Below are 19,917 nucleotides of genomic sequence, written 5' to 3' on the forward strand. Positions count from 1 at the left end.
CTCAATGCAAAAGCACGCGATGCGCGCGTGGAGTTCGCAAATGCAACTTGACACAACAGATAGTCGCTCATCGCCCTACGGGGCACTTCTCCCCGTGAACGGGGAGAAGGACGCTGTGGTCCAGACAAATAAAAAGGCGGGATAAATCCCGCCTTCCCATTTCGGTAGCCTGATCGGGAGCGTCCGGTCCGGGCTGGCAGCTATCTGCTGTTCCAGCTTGTCGGGTCTTTCCGCTCCGGCGCGCTTCTCGCGCGACCGTCAGTACATCCGTGACTTGCCGCGCGCCCCGAACTCTCGTCCGGCGCGCGCCATTTTCAAAATCAGGCTGCCTTGCTCAGAGAACCAGCGGACGACTTGCCGGTGCGGCGGTCCTGCTCGATCTCGAAGTTGATCTTCTGGCCCTCGACCAGGGTCGACAGACCAGCGCGCTCGACAGCGGAGATGTGGACGAAAACGTCCGCGCCGCCGGTGTCAGGCTGGATGAAGCCGAAGCCCTTGGTGGCGTTGAACCACTTGACCGTTCCAGTTGCCATAAAAATAGTCCTTCACATTTGCTTTGGTATGACCAGACCGAAATCCAGCCGGTGTGCATCGAGATTTTGGAGATAGACGTCAGCAAACGCGAAAGATCGCGAGGCCCGGTTCGATCGGCCGAAATATCAACGAGGCTGATATAGGCTGCTTCCGCTCAAAAAACAAGACCGGGTAAAAAGGCCGTGATTGGAACGTCGCCCCATGGCTGCCCAAATCGCGTGAAAGCGTTAAGGTAGGTTAAAGTGTGCGCGCACGTTTCGATCCGCCGGGGAGAGGACCATGAAAACCATTCTGCTTGCCGCCTGCCTGACGCTGGTGGCTGCCCAGGCGCAGGCGATCACGCGCTATGACCCGACGCGTATGAGCTGCGGCAAGGTGCAGTCGACGATCGCGCGGCAGGGCGCGGTCATCCTGCGCTACAAGTCGGCGCGTGTGCCGGGGCTGCCGCTCTACGACCGCTATGTGCAGAGCCAGCAGTTCTGCACCATGGGCGAGGTGAGGACGCGCGCCTATGTGCCGAGCGCCGACACCAAGTCCTGCCCGGTCTATAATTGCAAGCGACCCGACAACGAGCATTTCAGGCACCGGTTCATCAGGCGCCACTAGGGCAATTCCAGGAAAAGTGTGTTTCGATCTCCAGGTGATGCCCACCTGACCTGAACGGCTCGGCTAGAATCCGAACGAGACCTGCGCCGGCGGCGGCGGGCCGACGCGCACGCCTTCCATGGCCAGCATCTTCTCCTTGGTGACCGAGCCGCCCGGCGCCGAGAAGCCGCCGATCTTGCCGCCCGCCGCCATGATGCGGTGACAAGGTATGACCAGCGGCACCGGATTGGCGCCGAGCGCCGCCCCGGTCTCGCGTGGCAGGCCGGCATGGCCGGCGCGCTTGGCGAGTTCGCCATAGGTGGTGGTCTCGCCATAGCCGAGTTTTCTGGCCGCGTCGTAGATGGCGAGGCGGAAATCGTCGACTCCGTCGAGATCGACGGGAATGCCGGTGAAATCAACGTCCTCGCCAGCGGCGTAAGCCTTGATGGAAGCGATGAGATCGACCACCCATTTCGGCTGCGCCGTGGACGCGGAGACGCCGGCATGACGCATCAGCCGGCGCTCGATCGCCTCGCGGCTGCGTTCGGGCAGGCAGAGCCGGATCAGGCCCTTTTCGCTCCAGGCGATACCCATGAAGCCGATCACTGTTTCTAACACTGCGTGGCCAGCTGTGATCGAAGATGTCGTTTCCATGATGCGCTCCTTCCCGCAAAGCGGCGAAATCCGGGATTCCCGCCGGTACATATCAGGAACAATATGGCATCCCTGCCTGGGTCCCGCCACCCGAAAACCACCAGATGGCCCCGATTGCTAGCCAGGAATCGCTGGTGTAAGGGAAATCTTAACGACCCGACAAACCGGACTTCGAGCGCGGCTTGCCAGCAAAACAAACCCTTATCGCCATCGGCGTGATCGTGGCGGCTGCCGGCATGAGCGGCTGCACCTCGACCTCGCAGATGAAAGCCGCGCCGTCCCTGACCGAAACCGCGACGGTCGCGGGCAGCGATGCCGGCTTCACCGTGCCGCTGCCGCAGACGGTTTCGGTGCTGCCGCAATCCTCGGGCATCGCCCCTGTCCAGACCGCCGAGCTGGCGCCCGGCGCCACCGTCATTTCCGAAGGCGAGGCCGCCGCCCAGCCGGCCGCCGCGACCGCTGCCTTTGCCGGCGCGACGCCCGCGGCTCCGGCCGTGCCCGCCATCATGGTCGTCGGCACCAATGCCTGGCAGGCGCCGGCACCGGTGAAAGCCGGCCAGCCGGTCAAGGCAGGCCTGCCCGTGGTCAAGTCGGCCGAGACCTACACCACGGCCGGCCTCATCGTGCCGGCGACAGCCGGCGGCCAGAAGACCATGCCCGGCGTGCAGCAGGTGGCCTATGTCGTGCCGCAGAACCCGGCGGCGCTCGTCCAGTTCCCGTCCGCGCCGCTCACGCCGGCCGAGCCCGAACAGCATGCCACCGGCGTGCGTGGCGAGGTCGACCGGCTGATCGTCAAATACGCCGCGCTCTATCAGGTGCCGGTGGACCTGGTGCGCCACGTCGTCAACCGCGAAAGCACCTACAATCCCAAGGCCTACAATAACGGCCATTGGGGGCTGATGCAGATCAAGCACGCGACGGCCCGCGGCATGGGCTATGACGGGCCGGCCAAGGGCCTGTTCGACGCCGAGACCAATCTGAAATACGCGGTCAAATATCTGCGCGGCGCCTGGCTTGTATCCGACGGCAACGCCAAGAAGGCCGACTGGCTCTACCAGACCGGCTATTATTTCGACGCCAAGCGCAAGGGTCTGCTCGAGGCCACCGGCCTCGGCGTCGACCGCAAGCGCCGGCGTGCGCAGCCCGACGCCTGATCGGGATGGCCGAACCGCGTCCGCCGGCTCCAAACGACATCCGGCTGCGCAAAATCCTCGACGAGACGCTGGTCGCGCCGCACTGGCCGGACGGCTTCGTCATGCGCGGCCTCGAGCCCGGTGACGCGCTGCCGTTGCATGCCCTGCTGAGCGATGTCTATGGCGATGGAGACGAAGGCCCGTTCGAGGAATGGTGGCCGCGTGTCGTCGGCGATCCGGAATTCGACCCGGCGCTGTGTTTCCTCGTCATCGATGCCAAGGGCCGGCTGGCGGCCGCGGCACTGTGCTGGACTTCGGCCTATGTCAAAGACCTCGTCGTTCATCCCGAGGCGCGCGGCAAGGGTGTCGGCGAAGCGCTGATGTGGCATGCCTTCGCCGTCTTTCGCGGTCGCGGCGCGACCCATGTCGATCTGAAAACCAACACCGTGGACAGTGCCGCCGCCGTACGGCTCTACGACAGGCTCGGCATGTTCGAGGTCGAGTGGGCGGGCTGATCAGATATCTGGCGCGTTGCCGATTTTCTTCTTGAGTTCGAGCGCCCAGGCGCGGCCTTCATCGCCGCCCCACAAGAGCCAGGCGATATAGCCGGCCGAGGGGTTGTCTTCATTGCCGTAATTCTTGCCGCGCTTGTCGACCTCGTGGCGGGCGAAGTAGCTGACCATTCGCCGGATGGTGGACGGCGACAGGTTGCGGCGGTTCTTCAATTCGGTGGCTCGGGCGACCCCGATCTCGGTGCCGCCACGGCCGAACTCGCCGCGCAACCGCAAGCCCTTGGCGGCATTGTCGGCCACCACTTGCGGGCAGCGCAGGTCGATCTCGTCGTCATCGTGCATCGTGTCGACTTCCCATCGGCTGTTCCTACGTGATTGCAACAATGCAGGGAAGCCGGGTGTGTTCCCATCCGGCAGCCGGCGCTTGCACGTCGCGCGTGACTGGCCGACAATGAGGATGTCGGGCAAGGAGGAGTTTCGGCATGCCGCCATTCACCGTCAATCCGCAGCGTTTCGACCCCTACAAGAACTATCGCTTCCGGGTGAAATGGGATGGCCGCTACGTGGCCGGCATTTCCAGGGTCAGCGCCTTGAAACGCACCACCGATGTCGTTGAACATCGCGACGGGGGTGAGACCGGCACGACCCGTAAATCGCCCGGGATCACCCGCTTCGAGCCGATCACCATCGAGCGCGGGGTGACCCATGATCTCGAATTCGAGCGTTGGGCCAACAAGGTCTGGGACCTGCAGGCCAGCGGCGATATCTCGCTCAAGGATTTCCGCAAGGATCTGATCCTGGAATTCCACAACGAAGCCGGTCAACTCGCGATCGCTTACAAAATCTACCGGTGCTGGCCGTCGGAGGTGCAGATGCTGCCCGAGCTCGACGCCAATGCCAATGCGGTGGCGATCCAGAGCATGAAGCTGGAGAACGAGGGCTGGGAACGCGACACGGATGTCGCCGAGCCGACAGAGATGATGTTCACCGATCCGCCGTGATCGGCAAAAATGTAGGGAACCGGTCGCGGCCAAACGTCCTTGGGTCGTAGAGCACCCGCCGGGACGCCGGCGCCCTGAACAAAGGAGCCCGATCATGATCACCTTTCCCAACGAATCCGCCAGATACCGCACCCAGCGCGAAAAGCTTTTGAAGAAGGAAATCGAGCTGCGCCGCGCCATGGAAGACGTGGCCGAGGCGCGCCGCGCCCTGCCGCCCGGCGGGCTGGTGCCGCAGGACTACGTGTTCGACGGGCTCGACGCCGCCGGCAAGCCCGCCGCGGTCAAACTGTCGGACCTGTTCGCACCCGGCAAGGATACGTTGATCCTCTATCAGATGATGTTTCCCCGCCACCCGCAGGAGACGCGCGATGTCGCGGCGAGCGGCGGCACGGCCAGGCTCGCCCGGCCCGACCAGCCATGCCCGTCCTGCACCGCGCTGCTCGACCAGTTCGACGGCGCGGTCGGGCATCTCCAGGCGGCCGGGTTCAATTTCGCGGTCGTGGCCAAGACGGCGCTGGAAAACCTCGTCACGCTCGGCCGGGATCGCGGCTGGAAGAACATGCGGCTGGTCTCGTCGGCCAACAACAGCTTCAAGCGCGACTACAACGCGGAGTCGGGCGATGGCGCGCAATTGCCGCTGCTGTCGGTGTTCCGCAGGGATGGCGACGGGATCAGGCATTTCTGGTCGTCGGAGCTAGGCTTCGCGCCGACCGAGCCCGGTCAGGATCCGCGCGCCATCGGCACTTGCGAGATCCTGTGGAACCTGATGGACTTTACCCCGGAAGGCCGGCCGGACTGGAACGAACAATTGCAGTACAGCGAAGCCTGCTGTCACTGACGCCAGGCCTTCAGCCCTTCCGCTCCAATTCGGAATGGCTTTTCAGCACATGGTCGCCGTCGGCCAGTTCGATCAGGTAGGCGGGCTCTTCGGGGCTCGCCTTGCGCACCACTTCCGTGCCCTTGATCGTGCGCTTCACCTCGCTGGTGAAGCTCCTGCTTACCTTGCCGTCGGCGGTATGCGCGCCCCACTTCCAGGTCACGCGCGCTCCCTTGCGCAGCTTGTGCATGTCGGCTCCTCCGGCAGAGGAATGTTCCGCGCCGCCAACGGTTCCTGAGAACCAAAGGCCGGACCGGACGTTGGCCTTGTCCATTCACCCCATCACAGGAGCATGCCATGACCGACAGAAGCCTCGCCGAGATTGCCGAAAAGATGCGCGCCATCGACGTCGCCATGCTGTCCACCCATACGCAGAACGGCGCAATCGCCGGGCGGCCGATGAGCAACAACCAAGATGTCGAGTATGACGGCTCGTCCTATTATTTCACCTGGGACAAGTCGCAGGTGGTCGAAGACATCGAGCGCGACGCCAACGTGTCGTTGGCCTTCAAGGGCGATGACGGGTTCTGGGTGGCGGTCGAGGGCAATGCCGAGATCATCCGCGACAAGGCCGCCTTCGAAGAACACTGGAACGAGGACATAGACGACTGGTTCGAAAACGGCACCGACACGCCCGGCCTGGCGATGATCAGGATCGAGGCCGTGCGCGCCCATTACTGGGATGGCGAGGACGAGGGCGAGGTAACGCTACAGGCGTGACAACGCCTTGTCCCCACGCCAGGAAGCGGGAACAGCGTTTCGAAGAGCAGCCGTGATGTGGCGGTTCCCGTAGTCGCTGACGTCGGGGCGTTTCAACTTCGGCCGCTGTTGTTCGTGAAGCTCCCGCTCCAGTCGGCAGGAACATTGGAAGACCCGCTGCATTGATAGGGGACGGCGACCCCTTTCACGGACTCGAAGTGCGACCCACACTTAAAGACATATGGGACTTGGTGCGGGAAAGTGCGATTGGCTTTGTCAACGACAATGCCCTCAGTCATGGCGCGGCGATGGCCTTTTATGCAGCGACCTCGCTCGCGCCGGTTCTGATTATCGTGGTCGCGATCGTTGGCCTCGCATTTGGTCATGATGCGGCGCAACTGGCTTTGTCTGCTCAAATATCGGGGCTAATGGGTTCAGAAAGCGCTGCACTCCTTCAGTCGGCGCTCGAAGGGGCATCCAGCAAATCATCGGGGACCCTGGCGGCCATTATCGGCGTGGTCACTCTGTTCGTCACCGCCTCCGCTGTGTTCGGCGAGATGCAGCAGGCGCTGAATGCAATATGGAAGGTCGAAGCGAAAGGGACTTCGCTGTCTCGTCTTCTGCGCGCGCGTGCCGCAAGTCTCGGCCTGGTCGCCGCCCTCGGCTTTATGTTGCTGGTATCCTTGGTGGCGAGCGCGGCGATCTCCGCCGTAGGCAGTGTGATCAGCGCTCATTTGCCGTTCGGCGAATTTGTTCTGAGTGCCATAAACACCCTGATTTCCTTTTTGCTGATCTCTGTAATGTTTGCCGCGATCTACAAGATCCTGCCGGACCGTGCCTTGGAGTGGCGGGATGTCGGGATCGCGCCGTCGTGACGGCGGCACTGTTCACATTGGGGAAGTCGCTTATCGGTTGGTATATCGGCACAAGTGCGATCGCATCATCCTACGGTGCGGCCGGAGGGCTGCTCGTCATACTGCTCTGGGTCTACTATTCATCGGAAATCTTTCTGCTCGGGGCAGAGTTGACCCGTGCCTATTCCGTTCGACATGGGAGCAGGTCCGACCTCAACGGGTTGGTTCAAAATGGCCCCGCTTCAGAAGGCCTTGCTTCAATTCGGCCGAAGCCCGGCCCGTCAGGGGCCGTTGCATTGCTGGCGGTGGCGTGCGTGAGCGCGATGGCGACAGCCTTTCTATTCGGGCCTCGTCGCTCATAGGCGCAGATCACGCCGCGGTCGCAAGGCTGTTTGTCTCCTATGTGAGGAGAAAGGACGCGGCTGGCAACCTCACCGCATCTGCCGCGTTGGGTCTGCGAGGACACCATCACGGAGCATCTCGATGAACCCGCATCTCGCCATTGCCATGCTGGCGCTTCTCGCCGGCGCGCCTTCAGCCTTTGCCCAGCAGGCCGGCACCTTGCCGGCGGTGTCGGAGAGCAAGGTCGACACCGAGACGTTCACCAAAACGCTGGTCAGCGCCAACCGCTTCGAGATCGAAAGCAGCAAGCTGGCGCTGAAGAAGGGCGTCGCGGCCGACGTCAAGGATTTCGCCGAGCTGATGGTCAAGGACCACACCAAGGCCGGACAGGATTTCAAGGCGGCGCTGGAAAAGCGCCAGACCACGGCATCGGTCACATCAGATGGCCCGCCGCTGCTGCCCAACGACCAGGCGATGCTCGATCAACTCAAGGCGCTGGACGGCGACGCGTTCCAGGCCAGGTACATCGCCGTGCAGACCGAGGCGCACAAGCAGGCGGTGGCGATGTTTTCCACCTATGCGCGGTCCGGCGACGATCCGGCGCTGAAGGAATTCGCCAAGAAGACGCTGGAGGTGCTCAAGATGCACGAGATGCATCTGCGGGATGTCGCGGCGGTGCATTGAGTTCCTTTTTGACGTTGGCGCTTCCTCTCATTGCCCGGCAGGCAGATGAGGGGCAGCGCTGACTTCGATGGTTCGTGGGCAAGCAGCCGTATAGGATTGCCGTATCAACCACGGAGTGCCGCATGCCCAGGATCGACCTCTCCGCCGTACCCGCCCGCAAGGGCTCGCCCTATCCAGCCCCTTTCGATCAGCCTTGCGCGACCCGCATCCGCCGGCGCCTCGGCGATGCCGGCGGGCTCAGCGATTTCGGCGTCAACCTGATGGAACTTCCGCCGGGCGGCTGGTCGAGCCAGCGCCACTGGCACAGCCATGAGGACGAGCTCGTCTATATATTGGAGGGGGAGCTGGTGCTGGTCGAGGATGGCGGCGAGACGCTGCTCAAGGCCGGCGACTGCGCCACCTTCGCCAAGAACAGCGGCAACGGCCACCACATGATCAACCGGTCGGCGGCGACCGCGCGCTATCTCGAAGTCGGCTCGCGCGACATGGAGGATGTCACCACCTGCTCCGACATCGACATGATGAGCCCGAACTCGGACGGGCGATTTTTGCACAAGGACGGGACGCCTTATCCGGGGCAGGGGTGACGCATCCCTCGAGTGGACCGGCTTGTCGCGATCCTCACAAATGGATGTTCAGGCCGACCGTGACCGTGTTGAAGTTGGACGAGCCCTTGATTGTTGCGCCGTTGATTGAATAGTCGGCGCTGCCGAAATCGAAATATCTGTATTCGCCCTTCAGCGAGACTTTCTCGGTCAGTGCGTATTCGATGCCCGCGCCCGCCGTCCAGCCGAACTTGGTGGCCGAATCGCTGTTGATTGCGCCGCCAGCCGAGTAGGAGACCCTGGTGCCGCTGACGGCGCCGCCGGCGGTGGCGAAGAACAGCCAGGCATCCCTGGCGAAGCCGGCGCGCAGGCGCGCCGAGCCCAGCCATTGCATGTCGGCCGTGACGGTTCCCGCACCGACCGCCTCGTTGCCGTCGGCGGCGGAAAGCAGCAGGTCTGCCTCGGCGCCGATCAGGAAGCCGTTGGCCATCAGGTGGTTGTAACCGGCCTGCAGACCGCCGATGAAGCCCCTGGTGCGCACCGAGACATCGGCATCGCCGCCGCCGGGCGTCGTCGTGGTGACGATGGTTCCGTTGCCGTCGGAGGGCACGAAATCGCTGGGGAAACCGGGATAGGTGATGGGTGACGGGTTTCCCTGGCGGCCGCCATAATAGTCGCCGTTTGGACCGAGCGCATAGACGGAATGGTAGATGCATTCGTCATTGGCCACCGGCGCGCCGGTGCCGCGAAAATCATAGGCGCCCTGGTTGGTCGGGATGTAGAGGCCCGAGCCGTTGTTGACCAGGCCAAGCTGCCCGACGATGCTGTCCGGATACTCCTGATTGTTGGTCGCTGCGGAACCGAACACGCTGCCCGCCGGCGCATCGTAGAGCGGCACGATGCCGAACGAGCCGGCATCGCAGGCCTCGGTGGTCGTTCCGCCGGCTCCCGGAATGGAGAGGCCAGACTTGCCGGCGCCATAGCCCGCCTGCACGCCGACATAGAAGCCGCTCCATGAAGCGCTGCCGCCGGCTCCGGCCATTGCAGGCGCCGACAGTGCCAGCAGCAGAGCCGCCGAAAGCAGATATTTATTCGTCTTCACCAGCGCCCCCGCAGCCCAGACATCCAGGATTCGTCCCACCAGAGAAGGATGCGGCCTGGGGGTCTTTGCTGCTACCTGTCGAAACCGATAGGTTCTGATGCGGGCTGATTTGCCGGGCGGAAACTTGGGAGGATTGCATGAAGAAGGAAGTCATCGAAGTGCCCGTCATGTCGGACAAGGTGCGGGCGCTCGGCTTGCCTTGTTCGACAGCGGTGAGGGCTAATGGCTTCGTATTCATCTCGGCGACGCCGCCGGTGGACATGGTGACCGGCGAGATGGTTCGTGGTGACATCGAGACCCAGACAGACGCATCCCTGAAGGCGCTGAAACACTGCCTGGAAGCGGCCGGCACCTCGCTGGAAAACGTGGTGATGGTGCGCATCTACGCCGTCAATTCGGGATTCTACACCGCGATCAACAGGGTCTACGCCCGGTATTTTAGCGTGAATCCGCCGGCGCGGAGTTTCGTGCCGGTGGCGTCCTGGCCGATGGAGTTTGATATCGAGATTGAGTGCGTGGCGGTGGGGTGAGAAGGACCGCAAGGGTCCGTTCGCCGCGGCGGAGGCTTTCAATCCGTTGAAATCGCATGTTAGCTTCCTCTCCTGGAAGACTACTTTCCAAATACCTTCTGGGGACCGAAATGGGTGGTTTTGGCGCTGAACTTCGTCGGCATTTTACACTATTGGCCTTTGGCTTATTGGTGGCGTCAATCGTTCCCCAATTCGCGGCAGCTGCATGCCCGGATATTCCCGTGGCTGTGGCTGGCCCCATGACCGGAGATTGGGCCGTTTACGGCGAGGAAATGCGCCGTGGCGCTCAACTCGCAACGGACGACATCAACGCCAAAGGCGGGATCAAGGGATGCAAGCTAGCGCTTATGGTGCTCGACGATCAGGGCAAACCGGACACCGCTATCGCCATTGCAAAGGCATTTGGCAGGGACAGGGTTCGGTTTGTCGTCGGCCACTACAATTCAGGGTCTTCAATTCCAGCTTCGCAAATCTACGCCAAGAACAACACTCTGATGGTCAGTCCAGCATCCACAAATCCCGGACTTACCGAATTCAAACTCTGGAATGTGATCCGCACAGCGGGCCGTGACGATGTTCAAGGGACGTTTGCCGGTAAGTATATGGTGGATCATTTCGCAAACGGGAATCTGGCCATCGTAAGCGATGGTACGCCCTATGGCGACGGCCTGGCGAACAAGGCCCGGAACGCGCTGCGGGCAAAGGGGCACCCTGAAAAGCTCGCCACCAAGGTCAAATATGATCAAACCGATTTTGGCGACCTGATCGCTAAAATGAAGGCCGCGAAGATCGACGTCGTCTTCTTTGCCGGGCTTGGGGATCAGTTGGGCCGGCTTATTCGTCAGGATGACGACGCCGGCATGCATCTGCAATTCATCTCCGGCGACGGTGCCATGGTCAAGGGTCTGACCGCCTTGGGCGGACCGGCAGTCCAGGGGACCCTGATCGTGTTTTCGCCCGAGGACCGCTCCAATCCGGCCGCCAAGGACGTGGTCACACGTTTTCGCGCCCAGGGGTTCGAGCCCGAGGCCTATACGCTGAAGTCCTACGCCGCCGTCCAGGTGATCGCGGCGGGCATGGAGATGGCGGGCGTCCAGGCGCCAAGACTTGTCGCGGCCGCCATACGGTCAGGCAAGCCGATTTCGACCGTGGTGGGCGATCTGACATTCGACGCCAAAGGCGACAGGCGCGAGCCCGATGTCGCGATGTATGTCTGGACGAAACAGGCAAACGGTGGCCTGTCGCTGGAGCCGGTGAAGTAGGGCAGCCACCCGAAGTGGAACTGCCTTGGACGTCGCTGAAGGCCGGCGCACAGCTTCGTGCCGGTGGCGTCGAGATCGAATGTACGGCGGTGGCGTGAGTTTTTTCTCGTCGTAACCCAGGGAGATCGTCATGACCAAGGAAATCATCGAAGTGCCGGTGCTGTCGGCGGCGGTGCGCGCGCTTGGCGTGCCGTTGTCGCTGGTGACCAAGGCCGCCGGGCTGGTCTTCGTCTCCGGCACGCCGCCGCTCGATCTTTTGACCGGCAGACTGGTCAAGGGCGACATCGAGGTGCAGACCGAGGCATCGTTGAAGGCGCTGAAACATTGCCTCGAAGCGGCCGGCACCTCGCTGGAAAACGTGGTGATGGTGCGCATCTACGCCGTCAATTCGGGGTTTTATAACGCGATCAACCGGGTCTATGCCCGGTATTTCAGCGTGAATCCGCCGGCGCGGAGTTTCGTGCCGGTGGCGTCCTGGCCGATGGAGTTCGATATCGAAATTGAGTGCGTGGCGGTGGGGTGAGGGGCTTCACCAATACGATTTGAACGATTCGCCAAGAAGATACTGCAGGCGCTCAATATGTATAAAAAACAGATGCGGGGATGCCAATGTCGGGCACAGCGATAGAGGGATATTTCTAGAGCTTGAGGATTGCATATGATGCCAGTCAGTTTATATTTTTTCGAATAGGGCAGGAGGAGAAAAATGGCAGAAAAGCAAAATGACTTGAATCCAGTTGAGGCGGCCGTCAAAGACGATAAGAAGGCGGTGCCTAATCGAGAAATACCTGGGAACATGCCGTACACGTCTAGTGTTGGAGTCTTTAAGAGAGCAATTCAGAAAATACCTGTCAGTGAGAGGCCACCTAAGTTTAATAGGGACTTCCTAAATACTGTATTTGAGATAACTGGAGGAAGCTCAATACCGGTTATACCAATTTTGAAAAGGGTGGGGTTCTTAAATAGTGACGGTACACCTACCAGCTATTATTCTGATTTTCAAACTGACGGAGGCAGGGCTTCAGCTGCACTTCACGCGCTAAAAACTGGCTTTGCCGAGATTTTTAAACGGAATCAGTACGCGCACAAGGCCGATCGCGACAAGATTATCGACGCAATCGTCAGCATCACCGGGCTGACGCGTACAGACAAAGTTGTTGGATACATTTACGGCACGTTCAATGCATTCCAAGAGTATGCTCAAGCGGTCGATGAGAGTAAGGCTGCCGTCGTGAATGCCACCGCTAACTCAGATTCGATGGTTTCTACACCGGACCGCACTAGCGCCCCTCAGCTAAGTCTCAACGGTATCTCATATCATATTAATTTGGTTTTACCTGCGACTACAAATATTGAGATATATAATACGATATTTAGAAGCATTAGAGAAAATCTGATAAAATGATAGATTCTCAAAAATTGGAATTATATATTTTGAAATGCGCTGTAATTCAGGCGGAAGTAGAGAAATTTGATCAGGCTGATGGCTTGCCTCTGATCATGACTCGTGCCGACGCAGCCGAGGTTTACGGCGAGCATCTCGCGCAATTTTCTGCGGAGAGCCGTTCTCGTGCTTCGAAGATGGCATCGTACTATGAGTTGTTCTACCTCGTGGAGAACGAGATTAGAAGAATAATACAAGAGACGTTAGAGGAATCGTATGGGCGATCCTGGTGGGATACCTGTGTCGATCAGCTTATTAAAGACGAGGTTGATAAGAATCGTAAAAGAGAACTGGAATTGGCTCTCTCTATCCGCTCCGAGCGGGAAATAGACTACACTACCTTTGGGCAGCTTGGGGACATAATAAGAAAGAATTGGGCGAATTTCGCTGGCATCATGAGTAATCAGCCAGCCTTATCAAGGGTTCTGCATCAGCTTAACGTGTTACGTGGCACGATTGCGCATTGTGGTTTTTTGGCCGAAGACGAAGTCGATCGTCTTCATCTCACTATCAAAGACTGGTTTCGGGTTATGGCAGGCCCACGTTAGCCTCTTAAGCAAAATACTCCTGCAGCGGTCGAACCTCCAGGCTCCCCGCCTTCAGCGCCGCAATCGCCTCGGCCACGGCAGCCGCCCCAGACAGCGTCGTGTAATACGGCACCTTCTGCATCAGCGTCGCCCTGCGTAGGGACTTCGAGTCCGACACCGCCTTTTGCCCATCCGTGGTGTTGAAGACGATCTGCACCTGGCGGTTGCGGATGGCGTCCTCGATGTGGGGGCGGCCTTCCAGCACCTTGTTGATCTTCTGGGCGTCGACGCCGTTTTCGGCGAGGAAGCGGGCGGTGCCTGAGGTGGCCAGCACCTTGAAGCCGAGGCCGGCCAGGCGCTTGACCGCCGGCAAGATGCCTTTCTTGTCCTCGTCGCGCACCGAGACGAACAGCGTGCCGGAGCGCGGCAGGTCGACGCCGGCGCCGAGCTGGCTCTTGGCGAAGGCGAGCGCAAAGTCGCGGTCGAGGCCCATGACCTCGCCGGTCGAGCGCATTTCCGGGCCGAGCAATATGTCGACGCCGGGGAAGCGGGCGAAGGGGAAGACAGCTTCCTTGACCGCGATGTGGCCGGGATTGCGCGGGTCGGGCATCGGGCCGTAATGGGCGAAGGCGTCTTCCAGCGTCTCGCCAGCCATGATGCGGGCGGCGATTTTGGCGATCGGACGGCCGATGGTCTTGGCGACGAAGGGCACGGTGCGCGACGCCCGCGGGTTGACTTCGAGCACATAGACCGTGCCGTCCTTGATCGCGTACTGCACGTTCATCAGGCCGCCGACATTGAGCGCGCGGGCAAGTGCGGCCGTCTGGCGCTCCAGCTCGTCGACGAGGTCCGATGGCAGCGAATGCACCGGCAGCGAGCAGGCCGAGTCGCCCGAATGGATGCCGGCCTCCTCGATGTGCTCCAGAATGCCCGAGACGAAAGTCGCGTGGCGATCGCAGAGGCAGTCGACATCGACCTCGATGGCGCCTGAGAGATAGGTGTCGAACAGCAGCGGGTTTTTTCCCAGCAGCGTGTTGATCTGGCCGGTCTTGTCGTTGGGGTATTTCTGCTTGATGTCCTCCGGCACCAGGCCGGGCACGGTGTCGAGCAGGTAGGTCTGCAGCATGCCCTCGTCATGGATGATCTGCATGGCGCGGCCGCCCAGCACATAGGACGGGCGCACCACCAGGGGGAAGCCGAGCTCGCCGGCGACGAGGCGGGCCTGCTCGACCGAATAGGCGATGCCGTTCTTCGGCTGGCTGAGGTTCAGCTTGTGCAGGAGCTTCTGGAAGCGGTCGCGGTCCTCGGCCAGATCGATCATGTCGGGCGAGGTGCCGAGGATCGGGATGCCGGCTTTCTCCAGCGCATCCGCCAGCTTCAGCGGCGTCTGGCCGCCGAACTGCACGATGACGCCGACCAGTTCGCCAGACGCCTGCTCGGCGCGCAGGATCTCCAGCACGTCTTCCGCCGTCAGTGGATCGAAATAGAGCCGGTCCGACGTGTCGTAGTCGGTCGAGACCGTCTCCGGGTTGCAGTTGATCATGATCGCTTCATAGCCGGCGTCGCGCAGGGCAAACGCCGCGTGGCAGCAGCAATAGTCGAACTCGATGCCCTGGCCGATGCGGTTCGGACCGCCGCCGAGGATGACGACCTTTTTCCGCGATGAAACCTGGGCTTCGTTGGCAAGTGCGCCGGCGAAGGGCACTTCGTAGGTCGAGTACATGTAGGCGGTGGGCGAGGCGAACTCGGCCGCGCAGGTGTCGATGCGCTTATAAACCGGATGAACGTCGAGCTTTTCGCGAATCTTCTGAACGACTTCGGCGTCGGTCTTCGTCAGTGACGCGAGGCGGGCGTCGGAGAAGCCCATCGCCTTCAGCATGCGCAGATTGACCGCGTCCTGCGGCAGGCCGTGCTCGCGCACGCGGGCTTCCATGGCGAGGATGCCCGCGATCTGCTCGAGGAACCACGGGTCGATCTTGCACATGGCGTGCACGTCTTCCAGCGAGGTGCCCATGCGGATCGCCTGCGCCACCATGCGCAACCGGTCGGGTGTCGGCGTGCCCAATGCGGCGCGGATGGCGTTGCGGTCGTCGGCGCTGTTGGCGGAACCCAGGCCGGGGATCTCGATCTCGTCGAGGCCGGTGAGACCGGTTTCGAGACCGCGAAGCGCCTTCTGCAGCGATTCCTGGAAGGTGCGGCCGATGGCCATGACTTCGCCGACCGACTTCATGGCCGTCGTCAGCACCGGCTCGGCGCCGGGGAATTTCTCGAAGGCGAAACGCGGGATCTTGGTGACGACATAATCGATCGACGGCTCGAAGGAGGCGGGCGTGGCGCCGCCGGTGATGTCGTTCTCCAGCTCGTCCAGCGTGTAGCCGACGGCAAGCTTGGCCGCGATCTTGGCGATTGGGAAACCGGTGGCCTTCGAAGCCAGTGCCGACGAGCGAGACACGCGCGGGTTCATCTCGATGACGACGAGGCGGCCGTCCGCCGGGTTGACGGCGAATTGCACGTTGGAGCCGCCGGTCTCGACGCCGATCTCGCGCAGCACCGCGATCGAGGCGTTGCGCATCATCTGGTATTCCTTGTCGGTCAAGGTCAGCGCCGGCGCGACGGTGATGGAATCGCCCGTGTGCACGCCCATCGGATCGATGTTCTCGATCGAGCAGACGATGATGCAATTGTCCGCCTTGTCGCGGACGACCTCCATCTCATACTCCTTCCAGCCAAGCACGCTCTCCTCGATCAGCACTTCGGTGGTCGGCGAGGCGTCGAGGCCGGACTGGACGATGTCGTAGAATTCGGCCCTGTTGTAGGCGATGCCGCCGCCGGTGCCGCCCATGGTGAAGGACGGGCGGATGATGGCCGGCAGGCCGACATGGTCGAGCGCCTGGGCGGCAATCGCCATGCCATGGCTGATGTAGCGCTGCTTGCGGTCGCCTTCGCCGAGGTTCCAGCGGGTTTCCAGCGCGTCCAGTGCCGCGTCGAGGTTCTCGGGCTTCTCGGCCTTCAGCGCGGCGCGCTCGGCCTCGTGCGTCTTGCGGTCGGCATTCTTGACGTCGGTGGCGTTGGCCAGCATCGACTTCGGGGTTTCGAGCCCGATCTTCTTCATCGCCTCGCGAAACAGCGCCCGGTCCTCGGCCTTGTCGATGGCCGTGGCGTCGGCGCCGATCATCTCGACCTGATAGCGCTCCAGCACGCCCATGCGGCGCAGCGACAGTGCGGTGTTGAGCGCGGTCTGGCCGCCCATCGTCGGCAACAGCGCATCCGGCCGCTCCTTGGCGATGATCTTGGCCACCACTTCAGGCGTGATCGGCTCGATATAGGTGGCGTCGGCCAGTTCCGGGTCGGTCATGATGGTGGCCGGGTTGGAATTGACCAGGATGACGCGGAAGCCTTCCTCCTTCAGCGCCTTGCAGGCCTGGGTGCCGGAATAGTCGAACTCGCAGGCCTGGCCGATGACGATGGGGCCGGCCCCGATGATCAGGATCGACTTGATGTCGGTGCGTCTTGGCATGTTCGAAATTCCGTTCGGCAGCGGGCTTGCACAAAAAACCGGGACGGGAAGACCCGGCCGGTTGCGCTCGCGATTCTGGTATCAGGCTAGGAGGGCCTTATAGGGAAGAGTTCTGGCGGATGTAACCCCGAAAATGCGGGAGTAGGGAGTAGGGAGTAGGGAGTAGGGAGTAGGGAGTAGGGAGTAGGGAGTAGGGAGTTTGGAGTAGGGAGAAGAGTTCTGGCGGATGTAACCCCGAAAATGCGGGAGTAGGGAGTAGGGAGTAGGGAGTAGGGAGTGACGCTCCTTGCTAATCCCTGTTGCCTAACACCTAATCCCCCAGCGCCAGCTGGTCCGTGATCTCGAACCGCTCCGACACGCCGACGCGGATCATGTTGAGGTTGCCTTCCCTTGTGAAGCGGAAGTCGCTGCGCGAGTTGGAGCCGGCGGGCTGGCCGGCGTAGAAGGAGATGACGCGCGTGCCGCCGTCGGGCCAAGTCACGGTGACGTCGGCCTTGTCGGAACCGTTGCGCACGACACTGATCTCGCAGCGCGTCATCGGCTGGCCGACATAGCGCGCGCAGGGGATCTCGCCCGTCGCATCCGGCGCATGCGCCAGGGGTTGCGGCGGCTCCACCCGCGCCACGGTCTGCGGGTCGATGGCGGGTTCTTCGGCTCTTTTGCCTGGGCGCGGCGTCGGGACCGGAATGCCCTTCGCCTGTTGTGCCGGGGCCTCACCCGCTGCCGGCCCGGCGTCGTCTGCCGGTTCGGCGGCGGCTTCCTGCACCGGCTGCTGGTCGGCTTTCCCGACAGGTGCTTCAGGGGCGGAGGCCACGGCCACGGCTTCGGCCGGCGCGGGCGTGACTGTGGCGGCGGCTACCGGCGCTGGCGCCGGAGCCTCGATCGGGCTCTTGATTTCACTGGTCGTCGGATTGTCCTGCGCGGCCAGAGCCAGGCCATAGGCATCCTGCATAGCGGTGGCGGCCGCCGATTTCACCGGCGGTTCGGCTGACGCGGCCGGGTGGGAGACCCCGCCGAGCCGTGCTGTCAGATCGGGTGGCGCGGGGGGCGGTTGAACGACCGGGCTGGCGGCCTCGGCCGCTGGTGTCGCGCCGGCCACGGGAGCGGCGCCGGCGGCAGGCGTCGCGGCGTCGGATTTCTGGCTGGTATCGGCGGCCATGGCGACGGCGGGCGCCTCTCCAGCCTGATCGACAGGCACCGTCGCCGGGTTGACCGGAACGAGATAGCGCGCCGGGGCCCAGCCGTTGGCTTTGGGATTGTCCGATTCAACCTTGCACCAGGGGTGGCCCTCGATCTCGTTGCAGCCGAGGTTCCTGACGCTGGCGCCGGCGGCCAGGCGCGTCTCGGTCTTGCCGAGCGGCGATGGCTTGGCGCGGACATTGAGGAGATCGTCTGGGGCGAGCCCGGTGACGATGGAGATGAAGGGCGCCTCCTCGGCATGCGCCGGGACAACAGCCGGCCACGCCGCCATCAGCAGCGGAGCGGCGGCAATCAGCGCATGCAAATTCCTGTGGAGCGTAACAGTGCGCCTCTTCATTGGGCCGTGCGCCGATACTCAAATCACCATGTCGCGGCGCGCTCGCCGCATGTCCGGCCGGTTTTATAAGGGACGACGCGCCGCCATGTAAGCCTGAAAATTCAAGTGAACCATGGCGACGCGCCATCGTGGCGACCCATGGTGACGGCTCACGGCATGAAGCCGGTGCGCAGCCCGTGCGCCCATTCCGGGCGCCCCGCCTGTTCGGCCTGACGCGCCGCCGCCTCATGGTCGTAGTCCACCGCGATCATCTCGAAGCGGTCGGGCTGGCCGGCACCGCCCAAGGTGACGATGCCATAGCGGGCGTGCGGCGAGCCCTGCTCGGAGACATGCGCCGGCGGGGTGGAATCGTCATAGGCGGGACAGCCGATGCTGCCCGGATTGAAGATGACGGGGCCATCGGGGATGCGGACCAACTCCGCGCGGTGGCTGTGGCCGCACAGCGCGATGCGGTATTTCGGATCCAGCCCGCCCAGCCGGTGCCGGATCGCGGCCAGTGGCGCGCGCACCAGCCGGCCGTCGACGACCGCGTCGAGCAAGTATTTTTCGTCATGGTCGGGACGGGCATGGAAGGCGACGATGCCGGGCGCGATCTCCAGGGTGAGCGGCTGGGCAGACAGCGCCTCGCGCTGCGCCATTGTCAGCCGCTGCTGCGCATAGACGTCGGACGCCCACATGGTCTCGTCGGCCGGGTCGACGGCGACGCGGCGGTCATGGTTGCCGCGCACCGTCGGCAGGTTCAGCGCCTGCAGCCGCTCAAACGTCTCGCGTGGCCAGAGCGGCCCGGAAACGCTGTCGCCGAGATTGACGCTGAGATCGGCCCCGCCGCGCCGCGCCAGATCCTCGAGCACGGTGTCGAGGGCGAGGACGTTGCCATGGATGTCGGCGAGGACTGCTATGCGCATGGGAGGCTCCGGGTGGTGCGGCCCCGTTGGAGCCTCGCTGCCAACATTGGCTATCAAGCCTTTGTTATCAAGCCCTTGGGATCGATAGAGACGCCGCGCAGCCGACAGGTGCTATCGCGAAAGCATGCCGCCTGCTACCGTCCTTGCCGTTCCAGAACTCATCTGGGGAAAATCGATGACCCGTGACCAGATGTTCGCCCACCTCCGCGCCGCCAATGATGTGGCGCGCGAGACTGCCGCGCATGGACACCATCCTTTCGGCTGTGTGCTCGTCGGCCCCGACGATCGCGTCCTGATGCGGCAAGGCAACATCAACACCGTGCGCCATGCCGAAACCGAACTTTGCCGGCGTGCCGCCGACGCCTATCCGCCGGATTTCCTCTGGTCCTGCACGCTGGTCTCAACCGGCGAACCCTGTGCGATGTGCGCCGGAACGTTCTACTGGGCAAATATCGGCCGGCTGGTCTACGGCGTCGAGGAGACCAAGCTTCTCGCGCTGACCGGCAACCACGCCGAGAATCCGACAATGAACCTCGCGTCGCGTACGGTTCTCGGCTCCGGTCAGAAGCAGATCGAGGTCCACGGCCCGTTCCCCGAGATAGAGGAGGAGCTTGTCGCCCCGCATATCGGGTTCTGGCAGCGCTAGATCGGCTGTCAGGCCGGAAGACGACCA

Annotated in this window: 24 protein-coding genes; 16 read left to right on the forward strand and 8 right to left on the reverse strand. The window is 62.6% G+C overall.

The window, feature by feature from the left end; translation table 11 throughout:
• Positions 1 to 320: 320 nt before the first annotated feature.
• Positions 321 to 533: a cold-shock protein gene (locus FJ967_RS31280; RefSeq protein ID WP_140736178.1), complete on the reverse strand. Its 213-nt coding sequence runs from the start codon at positions 531 to 533 to the stop codon at positions 321 to 323.
• Between the two features lie 280 nt (positions 534 to 813).
• Between FJ967_RS31280 and FJ967_RS31285 the strand changes: the two genes are divergently transcribed.
• Positions 814 to 1,140 (forward strand): hypothetical protein, encoded by a 327-nt coding sequence (locus FJ967_RS31285; RefSeq protein ID WP_140736179.1) that lies wholly within the window; start codon positions 814 to 816, stop codon positions 1,138 to 1,140.
• A gap of 63 nt (positions 1,141 to 1,203) precedes the next feature.
• Here FJ967_RS31285 and FJ967_RS31290 read toward each other — a convergent pair whose 3' ends face one another.
• Positions 1,204 to 1,773, reverse strand: coding sequence for a methylated-DNA--[protein]-cysteine S-methyltransferase (locus FJ967_RS31290; protein ID WP_140736180.1), 570 nt, complete (start codon positions 1,771 to 1,773; stop codon positions 1,204 to 1,206).
• 182 nt (positions 1,774 to 1,955) lie between these two features.
• Between FJ967_RS31290 and FJ967_RS31295 the strand changes: the two genes are divergently transcribed.
• Positions 1,956 to 2,927 (forward strand): lytic transglycosylase domain-containing protein, encoded by a 972-nt coding sequence (locus FJ967_RS31295; RefSeq protein WP_140736181.1) that lies wholly within the window; start codon positions 1,956 to 1,958, stop codon positions 2,925 to 2,927.
• 5 nt (positions 2,928 to 2,932) lie between these two features.
• Entirely contained in the window at positions 2,933 to 3,421 is a 489-nt protein-coding gene (locus FJ967_RS31300; protein WP_140736182.1) for a GNAT family N-acetyltransferase, read from the forward strand.
• Here FJ967_RS31300 and FJ967_RS31305 read toward each other — a convergent pair whose 3' ends face one another.
• Entirely contained in the window at positions 3,422 to 3,760 is a 339-nt protein-coding gene (locus FJ967_RS31305; RefSeq protein ID WP_140736183.1) for a hypothetical protein, read from the reverse strand.
• A 140-nt stretch (positions 3,761 to 3,900) separates the two neighbouring features.
• On the opposite strand from FJ967_RS31305, the gene FJ967_RS31310 reads away from it, so the two are divergent.
• Positions 3,901 to 4,419 carry a phage tail protein gene (locus FJ967_RS31310; protein ID WP_140736184.1) on the forward strand — a complete coding sequence of 173 codons (519 nt, stop codon included), beginning with the start codon at positions 3,901 to 3,903 and terminating at the stop codon, positions 4,417 to 4,419.
• A gap of 94 nt (positions 4,420 to 4,513) precedes the next feature.
• On the forward strand, positions 4,514 to 5,257 hold the full coding sequence (locus FJ967_RS31315; protein WP_140736185.1) for a DUF899 family protein: 744 nt from the start codon (positions 4,514 to 4,516) through the stop codon (positions 5,255 to 5,257).
• A gap of 10 nt (positions 5,258 to 5,267) precedes the next feature.
• Here FJ967_RS31315 and FJ967_RS31320 read toward each other — a convergent pair whose 3' ends face one another.
• Positions 5,268 to 5,486: a DUF2945 domain-containing protein gene (locus tag FJ967_RS31320; RefSeq protein ID WP_140736186.1), complete on the reverse strand. Its 219-nt coding sequence runs from the start codon at positions 5,484 to 5,486 to the stop codon at positions 5,268 to 5,270.
• A 107-nt stretch (positions 5,487 to 5,593) separates the two neighbouring features.
• Between FJ967_RS31320 and FJ967_RS31325 the strand changes: the two genes are divergently transcribed.
• The 5 genes from FJ967_RS31325 to FJ967_RS31340 all read left to right on the forward strand — a co-directional run bounded on the left by FJ967_RS31325 (position 5,594) and on the right by FJ967_RS31340 (position 8,462).
• Positions 5,594 to 6,016 carry a pyridoxamine 5'-phosphate oxidase family protein gene (locus FJ967_RS31325; RefSeq protein WP_140736187.1) on the forward strand — a complete coding sequence of 141 codons (423 nt, stop codon included), beginning with the start codon at positions 5,594 to 5,596 and terminating at the stop codon, positions 6,014 to 6,016.
• Positions 6,017 to 6,246: 230 nt separating this feature from the next.
• Positions 6,247 to 6,870 (forward strand): YihY/virulence factor BrkB family protein, encoded by a 624-nt coding sequence (locus FJ967_RS34115; protein WP_348643134.1) that lies wholly within the window; start codon positions 6,247 to 6,249, stop codon positions 6,868 to 6,870.
• On the forward strand, positions 6,867 to 7,211 hold the full coding sequence (locus tag FJ967_RS34120) for a YhjD/YihY/BrkB family envelope integrity protein (protein WP_348643133.1): 345 nt from the start codon (positions 6,867 to 6,869) through the stop codon (positions 7,209 to 7,211). Before FJ967_RS34115 ends, FJ967_RS34120 begins: the two co-directional genes overlap by 4 nt.
• Before the next feature lie 121 nt (positions 7,212 to 7,332).
• Complete coding sequence (locus FJ967_RS31335) at positions 7,333 to 7,875, forward strand: DUF4142 domain-containing protein (RefSeq protein WP_140736188.1); 543 nt, start codon at positions 7,333 to 7,335, stop codon at positions 7,873 to 7,875.
• Positions 7,876 to 7,997: 122 nt separating this feature from the next.
• Complete coding sequence (locus FJ967_RS31340; RefSeq protein ID WP_140736189.1) at positions 7,998 to 8,462, forward strand: cupin domain-containing protein; 465 nt, start codon at positions 7,998 to 8,000, stop codon at positions 8,460 to 8,462.
• Positions 8,463 to 8,496: 34 nt separating this feature from the next.
• Here the strand turns inward: FJ967_RS31340 and FJ967_RS31345 are convergent, their stop codons facing one another.
• Positions 8,497 to 9,522, reverse strand: a complete 1,026-nt coding sequence (locus FJ967_RS31345; RefSeq protein ID WP_140736190.1) for an outer membrane beta-barrel protein — start codon at positions 9,520 to 9,522, stop codon at positions 8,497 to 8,499.
• A gap of 137 nt (positions 9,523 to 9,659) precedes the next feature.
• On the opposite strand from FJ967_RS31345, the gene FJ967_RS31350 reads away from it, so the two are divergent.
• The 5 genes from FJ967_RS31350 (at position 9,660) to FJ967_RS31370 (ending at position 13,306) form a co-directional block, all read left to right on the forward strand.
• On the forward strand, positions 9,660 to 10,052 hold the full coding sequence (locus tag FJ967_RS31350) for a RidA family protein (protein WP_140736191.1): 393 nt from the start codon (positions 9,660 to 9,662) through the stop codon (positions 10,050 to 10,052).
• Positions 10,053 to 10,162: 110 nt separating this feature from the next.
• On the forward strand, positions 10,163 to 11,314 hold the full coding sequence (locus FJ967_RS31355; protein WP_181176213.1) for a branched-chain amino acid ABC transporter substrate-binding protein: 1,152 nt from the start codon (positions 10,163 to 10,165) through the stop codon (positions 11,312 to 11,314).
• A 130-nt stretch (positions 11,315 to 11,444) separates the two neighbouring features.
• On the forward strand, positions 11,445 to 11,837 hold the full coding sequence (locus FJ967_RS31360) for a RidA family protein (protein ID WP_140736193.1): 393 nt from the start codon (positions 11,445 to 11,447) through the stop codon (positions 11,835 to 11,837).
• Positions 11,838 to 12,020: 183 nt separating this feature from the next.
• Positions 12,021 to 12,719 carry a DUF5343 domain-containing protein gene (locus FJ967_RS31365; protein ID WP_140736194.1) on the forward strand — a complete coding sequence of 233 codons (699 nt, stop codon included), beginning with the start codon at positions 12,021 to 12,023 and terminating at the stop codon, positions 12,717 to 12,719.
• Positions 12,716 to 13,306 carry a Swt1 family HEPN domain-containing protein gene (locus tag FJ967_RS31370; RefSeq protein ID WP_140736195.1) on the forward strand — a complete coding sequence of 197 codons (591 nt, stop codon included), beginning with the start codon at positions 12,716 to 12,718 and terminating at the stop codon, positions 13,304 to 13,306. Before FJ967_RS31365 ends, FJ967_RS31370 begins: the two co-directional genes overlap by 4 nt.
• A gap of 4 nt (positions 13,307 to 13,310) precedes the next feature.
• On the opposite strand, the gene carB is transcribed toward FJ967_RS31370, so the two are convergent.
• The 3 genes from carB to FJ967_RS31395 form a co-directional block, all read right to left on the reverse strand.
• On the reverse strand, positions 13,311 to 16,802 hold the full coding sequence (carB, locus tag FJ967_RS31375; RefSeq protein ID WP_140736196.1) for a carbamoyl-phosphate synthase large subunit: 3,492 nt from the start codon (positions 16,800 to 16,802) through the stop codon (positions 13,311 to 13,313).
• A gap of 310 nt (positions 16,803 to 17,112) precedes the next feature.
• Complete coding sequence (locus FJ967_RS33860) at positions 17,113 to 18,339, reverse strand: SH3 domain-containing protein (RefSeq protein WP_246675453.1); 1,227 nt, start codon at positions 18,337 to 18,339, stop codon at positions 17,113 to 17,115.
• Between the two features lie 149 nt (positions 18,340 to 18,488).
• Positions 18,489 to 19,244, reverse strand: a complete 756-nt coding sequence (locus FJ967_RS31395; RefSeq protein ID WP_140736197.1) for a metallophosphoesterase family protein — start codon at positions 19,242 to 19,244, stop codon at positions 18,489 to 18,491.
• A gap of 175 nt (positions 19,245 to 19,419) precedes the next feature.
• Here FJ967_RS31395 and FJ967_RS31400 point away from each other — a divergent pair, with 175 nt between their 5' ends.
• Positions 19,420 to 19,890, forward strand: coding sequence for a nucleoside deaminase (locus FJ967_RS31400; protein ID WP_140736198.1), 471 nt, complete (start codon positions 19,420 to 19,422; stop codon positions 19,888 to 19,890).
• Positions 19,891 to 19,917 lie beyond the last annotated feature (27 nt).

Origin of the sequence: Mesorhizobium sp. B2-3-4 (assembly GCF_006442315.1) — a bacterium.
Taxonomy (GTDB): domain Bacteria; phylum Pseudomonadota; class Alphaproteobacteria; order Rhizobiales; family Rhizobiaceae; genus Mesorhizobium.